The 20,857-nt window shown below is 61.8% G+C and carries 11 protein-coding genes; 9 read left to right on the plus strand and 2 right to left on the minus strand.

The window, feature by feature from the left end:
- Positions 1 to 117 precede the first annotated feature (117 nt).
- The 9 genes from GSQ82_RS17000 (at position 118) to GSQ82_RS17040 (ending at position 18,955) form a co-directional block, all read left to right on the plus strand.
- Positions 118 to 3,651: a TonB-dependent receptor gene (locus GSQ82_RS17000; protein ID WP_158793366.1), complete on the plus strand. Its 3,534-nt coding sequence runs from the start codon at positions 118 to 120 to the stop codon at positions 3,649 to 3,651.
- 286 nt (positions 3,652 to 3,937) lie between these two features.
- Positions 3,938 to 5,755, plus strand: a complete 1,818-nt coding sequence (locus GSQ82_RS17005; protein ID WP_158793367.1) for a mismatch repair protein — start codon at positions 3,938 to 3,940, stop codon at positions 5,753 to 5,755.
- Between the two features lie 209 nt (positions 5,756 to 5,964).
- On the plus strand, positions 5,965 to 7,776 hold the full coding sequence (locus GSQ82_RS17010) for a thiamine pyrophosphate-binding protein (protein WP_158793368.1): 1,812 nt from the start codon (positions 5,965 to 5,967) through the stop codon (positions 7,774 to 7,776).
- Between the two features lie 19 nt (positions 7,777 to 7,795).
- Positions 7,796 to 9,517, plus strand: a complete 1,722-nt coding sequence (locus GSQ82_RS17015; RefSeq protein WP_158793369.1) for an FAD-dependent oxidoreductase — start codon at positions 7,796 to 7,798, stop codon at positions 9,515 to 9,517.
- A gap of 6 nt (positions 9,518 to 9,523) precedes the next feature.
- Entirely contained in the window at positions 9,524 to 10,585 is a 1,062-nt protein-coding gene (locus GSQ82_RS17020; RefSeq protein WP_158793370.1) for a 3-oxoacyl-ACP synthase III family protein, read from the plus strand.
- 88 nt (positions 10,586 to 10,673) lie between these two features.
- Positions 10,674 to 14,201: a serine/threonine-protein kinase PknK gene (locus tag GSQ82_RS17025; RefSeq protein WP_158793371.1), complete on the plus strand. Its 3,528-nt coding sequence runs from the start codon at positions 10,674 to 10,676 to the stop codon at positions 14,199 to 14,201.
- Positions 14,202 to 14,538: 337 nt separating this feature from the next.
- Complete coding sequence (locus GSQ82_RS17030; protein ID WP_158793372.1) at positions 14,539 to 15,297, plus strand: electron transfer flavoprotein subunit beta/FixA family protein; 759 nt, start codon at positions 14,539 to 14,541, stop codon at positions 15,295 to 15,297.
- Positions 15,294 to 16,268 (plus strand): electron transfer flavoprotein subunit alpha/FixB family protein, encoded by a 975-nt coding sequence (locus tag GSQ82_RS17035; RefSeq protein ID WP_158793373.1) that lies wholly within the window; start codon positions 15,294 to 15,296, stop codon positions 16,266 to 16,268. Before GSQ82_RS17030 ends, GSQ82_RS17035 begins: the two co-directional genes overlap by 4 nt.
- A gap of 32 nt (positions 16,269 to 16,300) precedes the next feature.
- Complete coding sequence (locus GSQ82_RS17040; protein ID WP_174243087.1) at positions 16,301 to 18,955, plus strand: heterodisulfide reductase-related iron-sulfur binding cluster; 2,655 nt, start codon at positions 16,301 to 16,303, stop codon at positions 18,953 to 18,955.
- Between the two features lie 13 nt (positions 18,956 to 18,968).
- On the opposite strand, the gene GSQ82_RS17045 is transcribed toward GSQ82_RS17040, so the two are convergent.
- The gene (locus tag GSQ82_RS17045) at positions 18,969 to 19,958 is read right to left on the minus strand and encodes an alpha/beta hydrolase (RefSeq protein ID WP_158793374.1); all 990 of its coding nucleotides are present in this window, start codon (positions 19,956 to 19,958) and stop codon (positions 18,969 to 18,971) included.
- 221 nt (positions 19,959 to 20,179) lie between these two features.
- On the minus strand, positions 20,180 to 20,659 hold the full coding sequence (locus GSQ82_RS17050; RefSeq protein ID WP_158793375.1) for a septal ring lytic transglycosylase RlpA family protein: 480 nt from the start codon (positions 20,657 to 20,659) through the stop codon (positions 20,180 to 20,182).
- Positions 20,660 to 20,857: the final 198 nt, after the last annotated feature.

Genomic DNA, 20,857 nt, shown 5'->3' on the forward strand with positions numbered 1-20,857 from the left:
ATCTTCCAGTTAAAAAAATCTACTCAGCCTCTCTGTCTCTACGCAGACGCCTGCGCTAAAGACCGGGGAGAGCCCTGAACTTTTAAACGACCCACACAACCAGTATCGAGGAAAGTCATGAACCATAAATCAAGCAATCGTCTCAACCGCCTTGGCCAGTGCGGACGCTACATCGCCCAAGCATGGAGGCAGCCGCTCGTCATCTGCGCGCTTCTGCTTCTCTTCACCTCGGCCGCCTTCGGCCAGCTCACCACCGCCGACATCCTCGGCACCGTCACCGACGCAACCGGCGCCGTCGTTCCCAACGCCGCAGTCGTCCTCACCAACACCGGCACCAACGAGAAGCGCACCACCACCACCAACAGCTCCGGCGACTACAGCTTCAACATCCTTCCCGTCGGCCACTACTCCGTCTCGGTCAAAGCCGGCGGCTTCGAACTCTCCGTCACCAAGGACCTCTCCGTTGAAGCAGGCGACCGCGCCCGCAACGACGTCCACCTCCAGCTCGGTGCAGAGTCCACCGTCGTCGAAGTAACGGCAACCACCCCGCTGCTTCAGGCAGACAGCGCTACCGTCAGCTCAACCGTCACCGCGAAGGCCGTGCAGGATCTTCCTTTGAACGGTCGTAACTTCGTTCAGCTCGTAGCCCTCGTACCCGGTGCCAACCCAGGTGCAGGTAACTCGCTCTCCAGCGGTGGCCGTCCAGACGATCGCCGCACCAACGCCGCCGGCCTCTCCGTCAACGGACAGGACGAGTCCCTCAACAACTGGGTCGTCGACGGTATCGACGACAACGAACGTGTCATCGGATCCATCGGAGTAAAGCCGAACGTCGAAGGCATCCAGGAGATCACGATCGAGACCAACAGCTATGCGCCGGAAGCCGGTCGTACCGCTGGCGGCGTCATCAACGTTGTCACCCGCTCTGGCACGAACGCCTTCCACGGATCGGCCTACGAGTACTTCCGCAACGACATCTTCGATGCCCGCAACTTCTTCCAGAGCACCGGCGGCAAGCCTGAGCTCCGTCAGAATCAGTACGGCGCCAGCATCGGCGGACCCATCTTCCGCGACAGAACCTTCTTCTACTTCGACTACGAAGGATTCCGTCAGGTCTCTGGCGTCACCTACACCAAGACCGTACCAACACTCGCTGAATATAACGCCATTCACACCAACCCCCAGTCGTTGCTCTCAACCGCTAACGGCACGGCTCAGGCCTTCGCTGCAGGCGCTCCCATCAATCAGGTCGCTCTCAACTACCTGTTGCTGTTCCCTGCGCCAACGAACACCAATCTCTCAAACAACTACATCACCAGTCCCAGCAAAACTCAGAACTCCAACACCTACGACGCCCGCATCGATCACAGGATCAACGATAAGAACCTGATCTTTGCACGCTTCGCCTACAACACCGTCGATACCTTCACCCCGCCCGGCCTCGGAACGCAAAACGGTCTCCAGATCAGCGGCGGAAGATATGACTTCGACGGCCCGGCCACCGATATCGCCCAACAGTACGAACTGGGTTACACCCACATCTTCACCCCTGGACTCCTCATGGACCTCAGGGCAGGCTTCACGCGCATCAACAACCTGTCGCTGCCGCTCAACTATGGCAAAGGCGCCGATCAGACAGTCGGTTTCCCCGCGAGCCAGACCAGCTTCAGCCCCTTCGCAAACTCTCTTACCCCCTTTGCCATTGGACCGTTCTCCGATCTCGGCGACGGTGCCTATGTCCCCCTTCAGGACATCGACAACAGCTTTCAGTACGCCGGTACCGTTAGCTGGACCAAGGGCAACCACAACATCAAATTCGGAGCAGGCTTGATCCGCCGCCAGGCTCGCAACGTTCAAAGCGCATCTGCTGTGGGTGCCTACAACTTCGGCATTCAATCCGACTCCAACTCCGATCAACTGACGCAGCAGGGCTACCAGCTCGCCTCCACTCTTCTCGGTGCGTTCAGCCAGCAGCAGCGTGCCTTCAACTTCACGCCGCCTGACTACCGCAGCTGGGAGCCAAGCGTCTTCGCACAGGACAGCTGGAAGCTGACCTCCAAGATGACCCTCATCTACGGTCTTCGGTACGACATCTTCACACCCTTCACCGAAGCTCATAACCGCATCTCAAACTTTGATTACCTGCAGGCTCTCTCAGACACACCTGGAACAGTATCGAGCGCTCTGAAGATCGCCGGGGTCAATGGCGTCAGCTCCACAACCGGAATCCCAACGCAGTACAACAACGTAGCTCCGCGCGTTGGCTTCGCATACTCGGCGAGCCCCACCACCGTCATTCGCGGCGGCTACGGACTCAGCTACTTCCCCGACAACTACACCTCGAACGGCGATCTGAAGAACGTCCCATTCACCTCGTCCAACGCTCCGTCCTGCCAATCCAGCCTCGCAGTTCAGATTGAAATCGCTCAAAACGGTGGAACTCTCCCTGCAGGCCAGAACGGCGATTGCGCAGCACAGGGCCAAAACGGCAACCTGAGCCAGGGCATTCTGCCTCCTACCCCCTTCACCGCAGCTCAGATTGGGAACCTCTCTTCGATCAATGGCCTGTCGTTCACAGCGGATCAGGTCAACTTCAAGAGCGCTCTCATCCAGCAGTTCAACCTGCAGATTGAGCAGCAGGTTGGAGCGAACGTCTTCATCATTGGCTACGTCGGCAACATCGGCCAGCACCTGCCGGAGTCCATCAACAACATCAACCAGGCCCTGCCCTACAATCCACTGTTTCCCGTAGGCAGCGCCCAGAACCCAGTCGGTGGTCTACGTCCGCTCGCAGCGAACGGGAATCTGCCGAACCTTAACAACGTCAGCTATCTCGCCACAGAAGGTGTCTCAAACTACAGCGCCTTGCAGACCTCCTTCCAGCGCCGCTTTACCAAGGGGCTGGCATTCGATGCGAACTACACCTGGGCTAAGGGGCTCTCTGATACCAGCACCTTCTCCCAGCAAGGCGATCAGGGTTGGAGCAACGCTCTTCCAACCAACATCCGCGCAGTCGAATACGGCAATACGGATACGGACATTCAAAACCGCTTTGCTCTGTCGCTGAACTACGAGCTGCAGTACGGCAAGGAGTTCACCGGCATCAAGAAGGTCTTGGTCTCAGGATGGCAGACAAACATCATCGCCGTCTGGCAGTCCGGAAAGGTCTTCTCGATCGACCAGACTGGATCCGGTGCCGATAATCCGTTCGACTTCGGTCCCGCTGACCCAACCCCCAAGCAGTACGGATACAGCAACCGTGCCGTCCCGCAAAACGCCGGCGGCAACGATCGCCCCGACACCATCAAGGATCCTCGCCTCGGTCACAAGACCCTGACGGAGTTCTTCGATACGTCAGCCTTCGCTCCGCAAGCTCTCGGAACCATCGGAAGCACTCCGCGCAACTCGATGTTCGGGCCACACTACCGCGACGTCGATCTCTCTCTCTTCAAGAACTTCCCGGTTACCGAACGTGCAACCGTCCAGTTCCGTATCGAGACGTTCAACATCTCCAACACGCCTAACTTCTTCATCGGAAACAACAACACGGGCAACCAGCAGTTCGGTAACTCGGCCTTCGGAACCATCTCGCAGACCGACCCGGGCTACAACCCACGGCAGTACCAGTTCGCTCTCAAAGTGTTGTTCTAACCCAACCGCAATCCCAACCCAACCCGCCGGCGAAGAGAACTCCTCTTCGCCGGCGGTTCTTTTTTACCCAAAAATAAATCCCGAAACCTGTCACATTTTTCTGCTCTTAAAACACACCATGCAGATCACCACGACCCACCACCGAAATCACCACAACTCACCACCAAAAACCACGCAGTTCCACCACAATTTCGCAAAAACCCTGCAAATCACCATCTCCACCACACCCACATTTTTTCGCACACAAAAGCAGCGCAGAGCAGGGAAGCGGCAGCGGTAAGCGATAATGACCTCTGTGCATCCCCTCAGCTCGTCCCCGTCCGAAGAGTACAAAAAACGCCAGCAAACCCGCGAACTCCGCGTCGCACAACTCGAAAAATCCCACCTCCGCTTCGGTAATCTCCGCCTTCTCCTCGTTATCGCCGCCCTCGTCGCAGCCTGGTTCTCCCTCTACCGCCAGGCCTTCTCGCTATGGTGGCTCCTATCCCCTTTGTTTCTCTTCCTCGTCATCGCCATCCTCCACGCTAAGCTCCTGCAGCGCCGTTCCTGCGCCGAACGCGCCGTCGCCTTCTATCGCAATGGCCTCGCCCGCATCGAAGATCGCTGGACAGAAACAACCCAGCCAAACGCAGGCCAAGCCCCGTCCCACATAGACATTCACTCCAGCCTCTACGCCACCGACCTCGATCTCTTCGGCCCCGGAAGCCTATTCCAGCTCCTCTCACTCGCCCGCACCCGCATGGGCGAAGGCGCACTCGCCAACTGGCTCCTCGCCCCAGCGCCGGCCGCAGAGATCTTCCAGCGCCAGGCCGCGCTCTCCGAACTCCGCACCAAACTTGACCTCCGCGAGGATGCAGCCATCCTCGGCAAAGACCTCAAGGTAAGCGTCCACCCCCAGGCCCTCACCGAGTGGGCCGAAGCACCGAACGAACTCTCTCACCCCTGGCTTCGCTGGCTCTCTCTTCTGCTCGCACTCTCAGCCATCGCCGCAGCCATCGTATGGGCGGAACTAGGAACAAAGGCCGCGTTCTTCGCCATCGTCATCGTCGAAAGCTGCATCACGGCCGCTCTGCGAAAGAAGACCGCGAAGGTCCTCCAATCTACTGGACACGCCCTCGAAGACCTCCAACTGCTCTCCTCTCTCCTCGCCCGCATCGAACGCGAACACTTCGAATCCCCGCGTCTCCAGGCCATTAAGCAGCAACTCTCCTCCCACTATCTCTCCGGTTCGCAGGCCATCGCCCGCCTGCGAACTATCGTCGATTACATTCACTCGCTTGATAACCCCATCATGCGTCTGCTCGACATCCCGCTCCTTTACACCGTTCAAACCGCCTACGCGGCCGAGGCCTGGCGCAGCGCTCACGGAGCCGCAGTCCGGTCCTGGCTCAACGCAATCGGCGACATTGAAGCGCTTCTATCCCTCTCCGCATACACCTACGAGCATCCCGAAGATCCCTTCCCCGAGATCGTCACGGGGTCTCCCTGCCTGCAAGTCGAAGGCCTCGGCCACCCCCTCATTCCATCCGCAAAGTGCGTCCTCAACGACGTCAGCATCTGCGGTAAAACGCAGGTTCTCCTCATCAGCGGCTCCAACATGTCCGGCAAAAGCACACTCATGCGAGCCGTCGGCATCAACACCGTCCTCGCTATGGCGGGCGCTCCCGTCCGCGCACAACGTATGCAACTCACTCCGTTACATATCGGCGCAAGCATCCTCATCAACGACTCTCTCCAGGAAGGTAGCTCCCGTTTCTACGCGGAGATCACGCGCCTGCGCCACATCTGCGACCTCGCCGAAACCAGACCTCCAATCCTCTTCCTCCTCGACGAACTCCTCCAGGGGACAAACTCCAAAGACCGCCTCATCGGCGCCGAAGGCGTCGTGCGTGCTCTCCTCGGCAGCGGTGCCATTGGCTTCATCAGCACTCACGATCTCGCGCTCACCAACATCGGCGAACACGCGGATCCCCGCCTGCGCAACGTCCACCTCCAGGATGAGATCGAGAACGGCAAGATGAAGTTCGACTTCAAGCTGCAGGACGGCGTCGTCACCAAGAGCAACGGCATCGAGCTGATGAGACTCATCGGCTTAAAGGTCTAGTACCGCCGAACAAATATGGTCCATCCATTCAGGAACAAAAAGAGACACTCCAGTACTGCAAGGAAACATATATCGCGTTAACAAAAGCATGTGATAATCGGCGAAGTTGAAAATACGATCGCAAAAGTGCCTGTTCTTCTCCCAACTCTCCTCACGTCTGTTTATAAGTACCCATGCGGCCACGGCTGCACCCTGCACGGAAGGGATATATGGCAACGTCTACTGCTTCTCTTCACTTGGTTCCCTCACAAAATCTCACTGTAGCGCAGGTTTTTCTACGTTATCTCGCGCTCGAAGGTGTCGATAAAGTCTTCGGCATTCCCGGCGGCGGCATCGCAAATCTGCTCGTCGAATTCAAGAACCAGCGCGATCGCTTCACCTACATCGTCTGCCGTCACGAGACCGGAGCCGCCTACATCGCCGACGGCTACTACCGCGCCACCGGCAAACTAGGCGTCGTCATGGTCACCACCGGCCCTGGCGCTACAAACGCACTCACCGGTGCCATGAACGCCCAGGCTGGCGGCAGCGCCATGCTCACCATCACCGGCGAGGTCGCCGAACAATTCTTCGGCAAAGGCTACCTGCAGGAGGGCGCCGATCTCGGCCTCGACATCAGCGCAATCTACAAAGCGGCCACCGCGTACAGCGTAGAGCTGACCGACCAATCCGACGTCCAGGTCCTCATCGAACAGGCTCTGCGCGACGCCCTCTCCATCCCGCGCAACGCCACGCATCTCAGCGTCCCCAACAACGTTCCCACCCAGGTCATCCCTTCCATATCCATCCCCACCTCGCCCGCGCAATATCGCGCCACGCCCGACGGCGTATCCCGCGACCGTGTCCGCGAAGCCCTCCAGCAACTCCTCACTGCAAAGCGTCCCCTCATCTTCCTCGGCAGCGGATGCCGCGAAGTCTTACAAGATCCCGCAACCATCAAAGCCCTCACCCACTTCGCCGAGCGATACGCCATCCCCATCATGACCACCCCGGACGGCAAGGGCATCTTCCCCGAGACCCACGAGCTCTCCCTGCGCGTCTACGGCTGCGCCAGTTGCCTCTGGCCCGCCATGTGGATGCAGCCCGCGGAAGAACCCGCCTACGACGCCCTTCTCGTCCTCGGCACGGGACTCCGCGGTCTCTCCACCAACAACTGGAATCCCATCCTCGTTCCCACCGGCTCCTTCATCCAGGTTGATCTCGATCAGAACGCCATCGCCCGAGCCTTCCCCATCACCCTCGGAGTAGTCGGCGAAGTCGGAGCATTCATCCGCGAAGCCCACACCCTCTCGAAAGAGATTCCCCCAGTCGAAGCCGATGTTCAAAACCGCAGGAAGACCCTCGCCGCCATCAAGCAGCACTCACCCTTCTACAGCCCCAGCCAGTACGCCTCCAACTCCGCTCCCATCGAACCCGCAGCCCTCGTGCGCGTCCTCCAGCAAACCCTCCCGTGCGAGTCCACCATCATGCTCGACGCTGGCAACTGTGTCGGCTGGGGCCTTCACTACTTCGTCGTCGATGCGCCCATGCAGCTCCACAGCGCTCTCGCAATGGGACCCATGGGCTTCGCCGTCGGCGCTGTCATCGGCGCAAAGATGGGTTGCCCCGACCGCACCTGCGTAGGCCTCGTCGGCGACGGCGCCTTCATGATGCACGGCTCCGAGGTCTCCACCGCCGCCACCTACAACATCGGAGCCATCTGGGTCGTGCTCCAGGACGACGACCTCCACATGGTCACCCAGGGCATGACCTATCTCTACCCCGACGCCAAAGATCCCGACGTCTGGGACCACCTCTATCAGCTAGGCACTCCCGACCTCGTCAAATTCTCCGAAGGCCTCGGAGCCGACGCCTACCTCATCGAAGATCCGGCTCAGCTCACAGCTCTCATGCCCACCATCCTCGACCGCGCCAACAACCACAACAAGCCTCAGGTCGTCGTCGCCCGCATCAACCGCACCGCGTTAGACCCCTTCTTCCCGCCCAAACCGCCTGCCCCAAATCCACCTGTCACTCAATAGCGAAAGCGAGCGTACTTCCATGAGCAACTCCTCTCCGCAATACGACGTGGCCATCATCGGCGGCGGTGTCTCCGGCATCTACTCCGGCTGGCGTCTCATCACAGCCGATCCCTCGCAATCGAAGACCCTGAAGAAGTGGGCGCCAAAAAAGAAAAAACTCAAGGTCGCCGTATTCGAGGGCGGCGACCGCATCGGCGGACGTCTCCTCTCCGCGCGTCCTCCCGGCTTCAAGAACACCGTCACCGAGATCGGCGGCATGCGCTACGTCTCCTCGCAGGTCCTGGTGCGCAGCCTCGTCGAGAACGAGCTCAAGCTTCCGCGCTTCGAGCAGGTCGTCGACTGCGACGAAAACATAGCCTATCTCCGTCGCCAGCACCTGCGCCTCTCCGAATTGAAGACTCCATCCGACCTCCCATACGATCTGGACTGGGCCGAGTCCGAGTTCGTCCGCCAAAATACTCCCAGCGCCCTCATCGGCTGGGCCGCAGCGAAGCTCCTTCCCGGCGTCAACCATCTCACCGGCGAAGCCCTCGGCGAGTATCTCCGCAACGCCATCGTCGACGGAACTCCCCTCTACGAACACGGCTTCTGGAACCTCCTCGCCCGCACTATGACGCCCGAGGCCTACTCCATCGCCCGCACCCTCGTCGGCTACGACTGCCTCGGCTCCAACGCCAACGCCGTCGATCTCCTCGCCGAGTACTTCGACTTCACCCCCGGCGTAAAGTACTACCTCTTCAACCAGGGCTACGATGCTGTTCCCTGGACCCTCGAGAAAAAATTCAAGGCAGCCGGCGGCGAGGTCATCCCCAACTCGTGGCTCTCCGGCTTCGACCAGATCACCCTCGACGACAACACCACCGGCGTCATCCTTCACTTCAGCGACGGCCGCCCCTCCGTCACGGCTCGCTCCGTTATCCTCGCCATGCCGCGCCGCTCCCTCGAGCTCCTCAAGCCCGAAGGCCCGGTCCTCGACCCCGCTAGGGCACCGCACGTCCAGACGCTGATCAACTCCGTCGAGCCCATCCCCCTCTACAAGCTCTTCGTCGCCTACGCCTATCCTTGGTGGACCTCGGTCGGCGTCTCGCAGGGCCGTTCCCTCACCGACATCCCCATCCGCCAATGCTTCTACTGGCCAGTCGAACCCGACGGCAGCGCACCCTCACCCACCGGCAACGCGCTCATCATGGCCTACAACGATCTGCTCAACGTCGACTTCTGGGCTGGCCTCGCCGGAGCTCCAGCCAGACATCACCCTTCACTCCCGCATCGCCTCAAGGCCGCAGCCACACCAGCAGCCCTGTTCGCTCGCCAGCCCATGCCCAACGCCGCCGCACCCACCGACGACTTCTCCAAACTCCTGCGCAAAAACTGGGACGACCACCCCGCGCCCAAACTCATGGTCGAGGAGATGCACCGCCAGCTCGTCCAGATGCACAACGTCCAGTACGCTCCCGAGCCGCTCGAAGCCGCGTTCATGGACTGGTCCGCCGATCCCTACGGTGGCGGCGTCCACTTTTGGAATCGCGGCTACAAGTCGTGGGAGGTTCTCGAAGACATCACCCAACCCGTCGCAGACTTCCCCTGCTACATCTGCGGCGAAGCTTACTCCACCAACCAGACCTGGGTCGAAGGCGCATTGCAGACCGCAGAGATCGTCCTGCAGAAGCGCCTCGGCCTTCCCGCCCCCACCTGGATTACTCCCAATCCACCACCCCACAAAACAAAACAAAAAAAGTGAGCCTCCATGTTAGAGCCACAGCAAGAGCCACAGTACGCAGCCTCATCTCCTCAACCGGCAACATCAAACCTGCAGCCGAGGATCACAGGCCTCGGCTACTCCGTCCCCGCCGCCATCCGCACCAACGATGACCCCATCTTCGACTGGCTGAAAGAGCATCCCACACCCGGCAATCCCTTCCAGGGGTACGATCAGCGCCGCGTCCTCAGTCCGGACGAAGATCTCATGACCATCATGATCCCCGCCGCTCGTCGAGCCATGGACGACGCCGGCATCGAGCCCTCGCAGGTCGACATCCTCTTGGGCTTTGCCTCCATCAGCCCCTGGCCCGATCCCAACGACCTCTGCCTTCTCCATGAACGCCTCGGACTCCCCGCGCGCACCTGGGTCGTCCCTCTCAATAACGAGTTCTCCAATCTCAACGCTGGCCTCGTCTTTGCCGACGCGCTCATCCGCGCAGGCCGAGCCCAGACCATCCTCATCGCCGTCGCCGGTAACTGGACCCGCCACGTCGACTACCACACCGTCCAGTCCATCTCCGCCGCCGACGGAGCCGGAGCCGCCGTCCTCAGCCTCTCCAGCGATCCCACTCTCTGGCAGGTCATCGACCAGTGCACCCTAACCGACTCCTCCAACTTCGGAACCATGTTCACCCAAGGCACGCGTTACGACATCAACCCTCCCATCGGCGGCCACTCCCACCTCTGGAGCAACCCCGTCTTCCACATCACCCCCGCAGGATTCACCGCCTTCGGCAGCTTTGGCGGCAAAGCAGCCCCCGCCGCAGTGCTCGATCTCCTCGCCCGCAATCGCATTCAGGCCTCCGAGATCACCCTCATCACCCACCAGGCCTCTCAAACCCTGCTCACCGCCTGGCAGGAGGCCATCCAGCCCGCGCAGTTCATCGAGACCATCAAACAGTTCGCCAACATGACAGTCGCCAACATCCCCGTAACCCTCGCCTGGTCCGTAAAAAACGAACCCATCACCCAACCCAATCTCGTTCTCTTCGCCCTTGGCCCGGACATGCACGCCAACGCCGTCCTGCTGCAACGACAACAACCGTAAAGCACTTACCCTAAAGTGTCTTTTCTTTGTCATTTAGAAACTGAAATAATTGCTCTTACCTTGGCCCACCCGTAAGGTAAGGGAATACATGATCACAGATAGAATTGGCGGAAGATACGAGCTCCTCGAGTCGATCGGCATCGGCGGCATGGGTGAGGTCTTTCGTTCGCACGACCGCATCACCGGAGAGATCGTCGCTCTCAAGCGCACCCTCCAGATGCCCATCATCAGCTTTAATCGCTCCCAGCCGCTCTACTCTCAGACTCATCTCCAGATCACCTCGCCTCACTCCACCATCCGCACCGGCGTCCTCACCCAAACCTCCTCAGGCGCACGCAACATGCTTGCCCTCGCCTCCGAGTTCCGCGTCCTCTCCTCGCTTCGTCATCCCAACATCGTCAGCGTTCTCGACTACGGTTTCCAGACCAACGGCCTGCCCTTCTTCACCATGGAGCTGCTTCCCAACGCCCAGACCGTCGTCAGCGCGGCCAAAGGCCAGCCGCTCCAGCTCCAGCTCGATCTCCTCTTCCAGATCCTCCAAGCCCTCTCCTACCTCCATCGCCACGGTGTCGTTCATCGCGACCTCAAAGCCTCCAACATTCTCGTCACCAATAACCACGTCACCGTGCTCGACTTCGGCGTCTCCGGCCTCTCCGATGACACTGTAGCCGGAACCCCGGACTTCATCGCCCCCGAGGTTCTTCTCGGCGCGCCGCCCACCCCCGCCAGCGACTTCTACGCCGTCGCCGCCATCGCCTGCGAGATGCTGACCGGAAAGTCCTTCTCCCAGATCCGTGCCCAACAGCGCAATCGCCGTCACGCCTCCGAGCCTCATCCGCTCAAAGCCAACGGAGCCGTCGGAGAGATCATCCAGCGCCTCCTCGCCGAAGATCCCATTCAGCGCGGATACACCGACGCCTCACGCCTCCTCGCCGACCTCGCCCTCGCTGCCGGCATGGACATTCCCCACGAGACCTCCGCCCACCGCGAGAGCTATCTCAAGGCCGCCCCCATGACCGGACGAACCGAGGAGCTCTCCCAGCTCCTCATCGCCCTGCACGAAGCAGCCGCAGGCAACGGCAGCGGATGGCTCGTAGGCGGCGAAGGCGGCGTCGGCAAATCCCGCCTCCTCGACGAACTCCGCTCCCGCGCCCACATCGAAGGCTTCCTCGTCCTCCGCGGTCGAGCCGAAGAAGCAGGCGCACCCTACTCCATCATTCGCGATAGCGTCCTCCGCCTCGCCCTCGTCGCCGGCATCAACGACGAAGAGGCTGCCGTCCTCAAAACCGTCTTCCCCGAGATCGAGCGCATCCTCGGTCACAACATCCCCAACATCCTCGCCTTCGATCCACAGGTGCTCTCCGAACGCCTGTTCGAGGTCATCGTCGAGCTCTTCGCCCGTCACCCCGATCCCATCCTGCTCGAGGTCGAAGACTGTCACGTCGCCGGCGAAAGTCTCAAGCTTCTCTTCCGTCTGGCCCAGCTCGCCCCCAAAGGCAAGCTCCTCGTCGTAGCCTCCTATCGCGACAACGAGAGCCCGCAGCTTGCCGCCCAGAGCCAGGGAATGCGCGTCCTTCACATCCCGCGCTTCAGTCCCGCGGAGATCCGCCAGATGTCCGTCTCCATGCTCGGCGCAGCCATGGGCAGTAACCCCATCCTGCTCTCCTTCCTCGAACGCGAGACCGAAGGCAACGCCTTCTTCCTCGTCGAAGCCGTCCGCCAACTTGCCGAAGACTCCGGCCGTCTCGACCGCATCTCCGCCGACATGCTTCCCGCCAGCGTCTTCTCCGACGGCATGCAGTCCTACGTCCGACGCCGTCTCCTGCGCCTTCCCGCCTGGGCTCAGCGCTCCATTCAGCTCGTCGCCGTTCTCGGCCGCGACATCGACCTCGAAGTCCTCCGCGCCGCCGACCCCGCCCTCGATCTTCATCAGCTCCTCATCGTCTGCGGCAACGCAGCTATCCTCGAAGGCCACGGCTACGGCTGGCGCTTCACCCACAACAAGCTCCGCGAAGCCGTCCTCGACGAGCTCGACCCCCTCGATCGCCGCGAGCTCAGCCTCCGCGCCGCCACCGCCATCGAGCAGCTCCACGACACCGACCCCGCTTTCATCCACGCCCAGGCGCTTCTCTGGAAACAAGCGGGAGTCCCCGACAAAGCCGCCCGGTATCTCCTCGCCTCATCCATGCAGATGCTCTCCGTCGGCGTTCCCGAACGTGCCGCCGAACTCGCCTCCGACGCCGCCCGCCAGCTCGGCCTCGATCTGCCGGAAGATCGCGCAGGGCAGGGAGCCGCCATCGGGGCCGAGATGCAGTCCATCGGCGCAACCCTTGCCAACCGCCCCCCCGCCGAACTCATCAATCTCCCCCCGCTCCAGGACGCCCACACCGCCCGCATCATCCAGATCCTGCAACTCATCGGCCCCGCAGCGCACATCAGCCAGAAGCCCGAGCTCTTCGCCCTCTGCGTCCTCAAATCCTTTCTCCTCACCCTCACCCATGGCGTAGGCAGCGACGCCCCCTCCGTCGTTGCCATGTACGCCGCCGTCGTCCGTGCCATGACCGGCAACGTCCGCCTCGCCCACGAGTTCAGCTGCCTCGCCATCGATCTCGATCAGCGCCTCAACCAGGCCATCAGTCCCTCGGTGGCCTTCCTCCACGCCTGGTTCATCAACCACTGGCTCAACCCGCTCGAAACCAACATCGCTCTGGCCCAGCAGGGCGCACGCCTCGGCCTCGAAGCCACCGAAGGCAACGATCTCCTCTACGGCTGCTTCAGCGCCGCAGCCAGCGTCATGTATCTCGCTCTCACCGGCCCTCCGCTGGACGAGATCGTCCACGCCGCCGACGCACAGCTCGCCATCGTCCGTGGACGCGTCCTCATCTCCGCCTTCCACTGCATGCTGGAGCGCCAGCTCGCCCTCGCTCTCATGGGCCGCACACGTCGCCGCCTCAGCCTCACCGACGACACCTACGACGAAGACCGCGACCTCGCCTCCATCTTCGCCACCTCGAACTTCAACCAGATGGGCTACTTTTACGTCGCGAAGATGCGCCTCCACTATCTCTACGGCGACTACGAGACCGCCTTCGACTACTCCGAAAAGGCTCTCCCTCTCCTCGCCGCCTTCCGTGGCCAGGTCGTCGAGTGGGACTTCGCCTTCTACCGCGCCCTCGCCGCTCTCGGCCGCGCCCTCGAAGTCCAGCCCGAAGAGCGTCAACCCCTCTTCCAGGCCGCCGCAGAACTCCTGCAAAACTTCACCGACTGGTCCACCCTCAGCCCCTCCACCTTCCTCCACAAACGCGACCTCATCCACGCCGAACTCTGCCGCCAGCGCACCCTGCCCTCCACCGCTGCCCGCGCCTACCAGGATGCGGTCGCCTCGGCGGAAGCCAGCGGCTTCCTCCACGATCTCGCCTTAGTGCAGGAGCGTGCCGCCCACTTCTTCGCCGGGATCGGCGAGCCTGAACCCGCCCATAAGCACGCCCTGGCTGCCCTCGCCTCCTACAACCGCTGGCAGGCCTGGGCCAAGGCCATGCACATCCAGGAGACACTCCTCGCCCCAGGCGGAGCCGCACCCCACCCCCGCACCGCCGAAACCTCCCACAGCCACTAGGCGCCTGCGCGGCGAGCGCCCACTTCGTGGGGTGTATACCGCTTCGCCCGGCCCTCCCGATGGTCGGCACAAGATTATGGCGACCATCGGGAGCGGCACCCGAGGGATACACAAATCACGAAGTGATCGCCGCCCGCGCAGGGCGACCGGCCGTCAGGCCACATCCTTTGAGCCTCTTCCAAGCCCTTCGTTGACTTTCTGAATATCCATTCAGTATCCTTCCCCCGTCAGGGCAATCCGCCTCCAGCAAAGGCCTCGCCATCCAAACGGCGCAACAACGAACGCCTAAAATGAACGCCATGGATAATGAAGTGAACACAGAGAGCATAGAGAATACATGCGCATACTGACCTACCTCCGCCAGGTTCTCGACGCCGAAGAGAGCGTCCGCATCACCAACCAGGCCGTCGCCCTCGAAAACAGCAAGCTCGTCATGGACACCATGGACGAGTACGGCGTCGAAGAGGCCCTGCGCCTCCGCGAGTCAGGTGTCGAAACTGAGATCATCGCCATCGCCGTCGGCCCCGCCCGCACCCAGGACGCCCTCCGCACCGCCCTCGCCATGGGAGCCGACCGCGCCATCCACGTCGAAACCGATCTCCGCCTCGACCCCATCGCCCTCAGCAAGGTCCTCGCCCAGATCGCCACCCAGGAAGAAGCCACCCTCATCTTCTCCGGCGGCCAGCAGGCCGACTGGGACTCCCACGCCCTCGCCGCCGCCACCGCCGAGCGCCTCCAATGGCCCCAGGCCACCTGGACCTCCGCCCTGACACTCTCCGGCACAACCCTCACCGGCAAACACGACGCCGACGAAGGCAGCGAGTCCTTCACCCTCGAACTCCCCGCCGTCGTCACCACCCAGCAGGGCCTCAACGAACCCCGCTACCCCACACTTCCCAACATCATGAAATCCAAGAAAAAAGAGCTTCGCAAAGAGTCCCTCGACCAGTTCAACGTCACCCCCAAACTCAAATTCCTCGCCGCTGAGATCCAGGTCAAAAGCCGTCTCAACAAGATCCTCGACGGCAAAGACGCTCCAGCCGCCGCCGCGCAGCTTGTAGACCTACTCCGCAACGAAGCCAGGGTGATCGCATGATTCTCATCGTCGTCGAGCACGCCAACGGCAAAGTCAGCAAGAGCACCTGGGAGATCGTCACTGCCTCCCGCGAACTCGCCCACCAAAAAGGAGGCGACACCTCCATTACTGCCCTCGTTCTGGGAGGCGGAGAGGGAAGCAACATAGCCCCCATCGCTGCCGAGATTGCCCGCGCCACCGACCAGGTCCTCGTCGCCGATCTACCCGCCCTCGCCCAGTACGACCCCGAGCTTTGGTCCGCCGCCGTCGCCCAGATCGCCACAGAAGGCGAAGCCAGCGTCATCCTCATCGGAGCCAGCCGCAGCGGCCGCGAGTACAGCCCCCGCGTCGCCATCAAACTCGACGCCCCGCTCCTCGAAGACGTCATCAGCCTCAAAGCCAGCAGCGACACCCTCACCGCCCAACGCTACACCTACCTCGCCCGCGTCACCGAGACCATCGAAGCTACATCACCCATCGCCGTCGTCACCATCAAACCCGGCATCTACACCCCGGCCACTCCACGCACCGAGTCCGCCGAGCAGTTCGACGTCGATCTCAACCTTCCCACCCCGCGCCTCAAAGTCACCGGCAAGAACATCGAACGCAGCTCCCGCGTCGGCCTCACCGAAGCCGACATCGTCGTCAGCGGAGGCCGCGGCGTCGGCAGCGCTGAAGGCTTCACCCAATACGTCGAAGCCCTCGCCGACCATCTCGGCGCAGCCGTCGGAGCCACCCGCGCCATCGTCGACGCCGGCTGGCGCCCCTACGCCGAACAGGTCGGCCAGACCGGCAAGACCGTCCAGCCCAAGACCTACATCGCCATCGGCATCTCCGGCGCGGTCCAGCACCTCTCGGGCATGAACAAAAGCAAGACCATCGTCGCGATCAACCGCGACGCCGAAGCCCCCATCTTCAAGATCGCCGACTACGGCATCGTAGGCGACGTCTCCCAACTCGTTCCCGCCATCCTCACTGAGTTAAAAAAATAATCATCCGATAAGAAGCGAGCGGTGCCGGCACAATGCTTCCACTCCCCCACAAGATCGCCTTCCTCCTCTTCGCCGCCGTCACCCTCGCCCTCGGAGCGCAAGGTTTTTATCGCCTCTACCTCCGCATCCGCCGCGGCACTCCCGACCCCGAACCCCGCCTCAACCAACTCCCCGTCCGCATCGGCTACGCGCTCATCACCACCCTCACCCAGAGCCGTACCTTCAAAAAGCGCCCCACCATCGGCCTCTTCCACTCCTTCATCTTCTACGGCTTCGTCTTCTACGGTCTTGTTAACATCGTCGACGCCATCGAAGGCTACGTTCTCATACCACAAGGCATCAGCTTTTCTTCGAACCTCCTCTCACTCGCCATCGCCATTATTTTCCTCATCGTGGCCTACACCTTGCTCGCCGACATCCTCAGCTTCCTCGTCCTCCTCGGTGTCATCGCCCTCGTGATCCGCCGCTTCGCTCTCCCCAGCCGTACCGACTTCCGCTTCAACCCCCGCACCCTCCTCCACCCCGACGTCCTTCGCCGCAAGATCCCCACCGACTCCCTCATCGTCTCCGCCTTCATCCTCTTCCACGTCGGCAGCCGAGCCATCGGAGCGGCAGCCAAAATCGCCCTCGAAGGCCCCGACAGATTCCAACCCTTCGCCACGGCTCTCTCGCACCTCATCAACCCCGCCCACGCCGAAGCCCTCCGCATCTTCGGCTACTGGGGAGCACTCGGCTCCGTCCTCGCCTTCCTCGCCTACTTCCCCTACACCAAACACATCCACATCTTCATGGCTCCGGCCAAGTACCTCGTCGCCCGCGAACCCACCTCCGGCGTCCTTCCACCCGCAGCCCTCGACCTCGAATCAGAAAGTAACGAAGCCAACGCAAAGACCATCGGTGCCGCCAAACTCGAAGACCTCGCCTGGCCTCGCCTCCTCGACGCCTACGCCTGCATCCAGTGCAACCGCTGCCAGGACGTCTGCCCCGCCACCGCCACCGGCAAGTCTTTAAGCCCCGCCGCTCTCGAGATCAACAAGCGCATGGAGCTCAACGACCTCGCCGCCCAGCACAGCCCCTTCGCTCTCACTCCTGCCCCCTTCGAAAAAGGACAAGCCAGCCCCCACCCCCTCCTCCAGTTCGCCCTCTCCCCCGAAGCCGCCTGGGCCTGCACCACCTGCGGAGCCTGCATGGAGGTCTGCCCCACACAAAACGAGCAGATGCTCGACATCATCGACATCCGCCGCAATCAGGTCATGATCGAAGGCGAGTTTCCCTCGCAGCTCCAATCCGCCTTCCGCGGCATGGAGCGCGCCCAGAATCCCTGGGGCATCAACCACGAGCAGCGCCTCGCCTGGGCCGACGGCCTCAACGTCAAAACCACCGACGAAAACCCCACCCCCGACGTCCTCTACTGGGTAGGCTGCGCCGCCAGCTACGATCCCCAGGCGCAGAAGACCGCCCGCGCCTTCGTCGAACTCCTGCAACACGCCGACGTCAACTTCGCCGTCCTCGGCAAAAAAGAGTGCTGCACCGGAGACTCCGCCCGCCGCGCCGGCAACGAGTATCTCTACCGCCAGCTAGCCGACAAGAACGTCTCCACCCTCAACACCGTCCAGCCCAAACTCATCGTAGCCAGCTGCCCCCACTGCATGAACTCCATCGGCCACGAGTACAAGCAGATCGGCGGCGACTACAAGGTCCTCCACCACACCGAGTACCTCGAAACCCTCGTCGCCACCAAGCGCCTCACCCCCACGCCCAGCGAAGCCACCATCACCTACCACGACCCCTGCTACCTCGGCCGCCACAACGACGTCTACGAGCCACCCCGCAACCTCCTCCACATCCTCTCGAACTCCACCCCCGAACTTCCCCGCAACCGCGAAAACTCCTTCTGCTGCGGAGCCGGAGGAGCCCAGTTCTGGAAAGAAGAGGAAGAGGGAGACGAGCGCATCTCCGACAACCGCTTTCGCGAAGTTCAGCAGACCCTCGCCCCTTCCACCGGAGAAAAAGTCCTAGCCGTAGGCTGCCCCTTCTGCAAGAGCATGCTTGGCAGCACCCCCAGCAAAGCCGCATCCGAAGACATCACCATCAAAGACGTCGCCGAACTCCTCCTCGAAGGCGTCCGCCGCAGCAAAGGCCTTACCCCTGCACCACCCCCGCAAATCGAAACCGCCCCAGCCATCGCCGCCCCATCGCCAACACCGGAACCAATCCCCGCACCTCTCACCACCGCCGCCATTAGCGAAGCGCCGCCAGCCGCCACCGCGACTCCAACATCCCCCTCTCCCGAACGCAAGAAGTGGCAACCCAAAGCCTCTACCGCCACACCACCAGCAGACGTTCCAACCACCCCGACAACCCCTGCCCCCGCTCAAACTCCCATCGTCGAACCGCCATCGGCCCCGTCATCCCCTGAGCGCAAAAAATGGCAACCCAAGTCAGCGACGACTTCACTTCCCGAACAAAACCTCACTCCGACTTCAGTCCCTCCCATCGCACCAGCAGATCAGCCTGCCGCCCAGCCCGCCGCACCATCCCCTGAACGTAAAAAGTGGCAACCCAAATCCATGCAGACCGCCGCTCCAGCGTCTGCAAGCGACTCCGACCCAGAACCCACCACCCCAACCGCATCAACCGAGGCACCACCCACCCGCAAGAAGTGGACCCCGAAAAAGCCCAGCTAAGCCGCCCGGACCGCTAACCCGCATTCACCCACCCCGCCGCCTGCCGCAACACATCCTTCGCCTGCGTCAAAAACGGAAACTCATTCGCCGAAGCCGCAAACGCATGGTTCATCCCCGGTACAAACACGTGCGTCACCTTTACTCCCTCGTCCGCCATCCGCCTCGCATAGGCCTGCCCCTCATCCCGCAGCACGTCATACTCCGCCGTCACCACAAACGCCCTCGGCAACCCCGCCAGCGAAGCCGCCAGTAGCGGCGCAGCCCGAAAGTCCTTCCCCTCCGCCTTATCGCTCAGGTAGTGATCCCAGAACCAGATCATCGCCTTCCGCGTCAGCCCATACCCCTCTGCATTCTCCAGATACGACCCCGTAGGCGGATCGTAGTAGCCCGCAATCGGATACAGCAGCATCTGCCCCACCAGCCCTGTTACCCCCTTATCCCGCAGCAGCAAAGCCGCGACCGCCGCCAGCGTCGCCCCCGCGCTATCCCCGCCCACCATCACCCGCGACGCATCCCCGCCCAGCTCCCCCGCATGCGCCAGCACCCACTCTGTCGCCGCCGTGCAATCCTCCACCGCTGCAGGAAACTTATGCTCCGGCGCCAGCCGGTAATCCACCGAAACCACCACCACATCAGCCTCTGTAGCCAACGCCCGGCAGTAAGGATCATGCGTCTCCAGCGTCCCCGTCACCCACCCACCACCATGAAAGAACACCATCACCGGCAGCGGCCCGCGCTCACCACCTGGCGGCGTATAAACCCGCACCCCAATCTCCCTCCCAGCACCCCGAGAAGCAAAATCAGCAGAAGCGGAGCCCTCAGCCTCCACCACAATCGTCCTCGCCTCCACCCGTACCCCGGCGTACTCCGGCATCGCCACAAACCGTTCCATCATCTCCGCCCGATGCTGTCGCGCCAGCTCCGGCGTCAACTCGTGTGTCGGTGGATGGCCCAACGCCTTTGCGGCGTCCAAAAGAGTCTGCAGTTTAAGATCGACAGGCATACAGCCATCCTATCCCGGCACCAATCTCCATCGCAGCCCATCGGAATCTGTCCCGTAGCCGTCTAACCAACAGACAAAAGAGCCCCTGCGCACGCCTGATCCTCCCGGGCACGCGCAAGAACGCATCGCCTCTGTGGAAAATCTGAAGCGCGTAAAAGAGTTAGAAGTGAGTTAGATCCGCCAAACGCCAGGGAAGAGATCACCCAGCCGCTCAGCGGAAGCTAGTTCTGAAAGCTCAGCAGCTCCAGCCGAACCGGGTCGACGCCCATCCTGACCATGTTCAACTGTCTCGCCGCGCCCAGCGACAGGTCGATCACCCTATCGGGGAACAGGACTCCCCGATCCGTAATCGTCACAATCACAGACCGCTTGTTGCGCAGATCCGTCACCTTCACCTTGCTGCCAAATGGAAGGGTCCGGTGCGCTGCCGTCAGTTCATTCTTGTCGAACCGCCGTCCGCTCGCCGTGAGGTGACCCTGCAGGACTTCGCCATACCAACTGGCAAATCCGCTCTTGATGCGGGTTAGAACCGTGATCTTTGGTACAGGCACGGTCGTCACGATCTCCGCCGGGCTGACATCATGCATCGTCACGGGTGTCTCCGCCGCGTAGGCGGATGCCGGAGTGGCGGTGTCGCTCGCAAAGGCCGACAGGACAACCAGCGCAGCCAGCGTAAACGCCGTCCGGCACCTTCCTGTCATCGTTGCTGTACGTTCGTTTCCGGGTGTAAGAACCATAGGCTTAAGTATATGAAATTACGGCATTAAACAGTAATTTTTCGCCACAAAAATGAGCCCCGGTTCACCACACCCAAAGCCTCTTGTCAACCCGTTTTCAGGTTGCCTGGACACCCCAAAAATCTTCTTAAAAATCGCACCCTCCTAAGTGCACATTACAGG

It is taken from the genome of Granulicella sp. L60 (assembly GCF_009765825.1).
Classification (GTDB): Bacteria; Acidobacteriota; Terriglobia; order Terriglobales; family Acidobacteriaceae; genus Edaphobacter.

What these genes read in the sequence shown, in the direction of transcription:
- GSQ82_RS17000 (WP_158793366.1), top strand. Translation starts at nt 118, where the DNA reads ATGAACCATAAATCAAGCAATCGTCTCAACCGCCTTGGCCAGTGCGGA.
- GSQ82_RS17035 (WP_158793373.1), top strand. Translation starts at nt 15,294, where the DNA reads ATGATTCTCATCGTCGTCGAGCACGCCAACGGCAAAGTCAGCAAGAGC.
- GSQ82_RS17045 (WP_158793374.1), bottom strand. Translation starts at nt 19,958, where the DNA reads ATGCCTGTCGATCTTAAACTGCAGACTCTTTTGGACGCCGCAAAGGCG.
- GSQ82_RS17050 (WP_158793375.1), bottom strand. Translation starts at nt 20,659, where the DNA reads ATGACAGGAAGGTGCCGGACGGCGTTTACGCTGGCTGCGCTGGTTGTC.
- GSQ82_RS17030 (WP_158793372.1), top strand. Translation starts at nt 14,539, where the DNA reads ATGCGCATACTGACCTACCTCCGCCAGGTTCTCGACGCCGAAGAGAGC.
- GSQ82_RS17040 (WP_174243087.1), top strand. Translation starts at nt 16,301, where the DNA reads ATGCTTCCACTCCCCCACAAGATCGCCTTCCTCCTCTTCGCCGCCGTC.
- GSQ82_RS17015 (WP_158793369.1), top strand. Translation starts at nt 7,796, where the DNA reads ATGAGCAACTCCTCTCCGCAATACGACGTGGCCATCATCGGCGGCGGT.
- GSQ82_RS17020 (WP_158793370.1), top strand. Translation starts at nt 9,524, where the DNA reads ATGTTAGAGCCACAGCAAGAGCCACAGTACGCAGCCTCATCTCCTCAA.
- GSQ82_RS17010 (WP_158793368.1), top strand. Translation starts at nt 5,965, where the DNA reads ATGGCAACGTCTACTGCTTCTCTTCACTTGGTTCCCTCACAAAATCTC.
- GSQ82_RS17005 (WP_158793367.1), top strand. Translation starts at nt 3,938, where the DNA reads ATGACCTCTGTGCATCCCCTCAGCTCGTCCCCGTCCGAAGAGTACAAA.
- GSQ82_RS17025 (WP_158793371.1), top strand. Translation starts at nt 10,674, where the DNA reads ATGATCACAGATAGAATTGGCGGAAGATACGAGCTCCTCGAGTCGATC.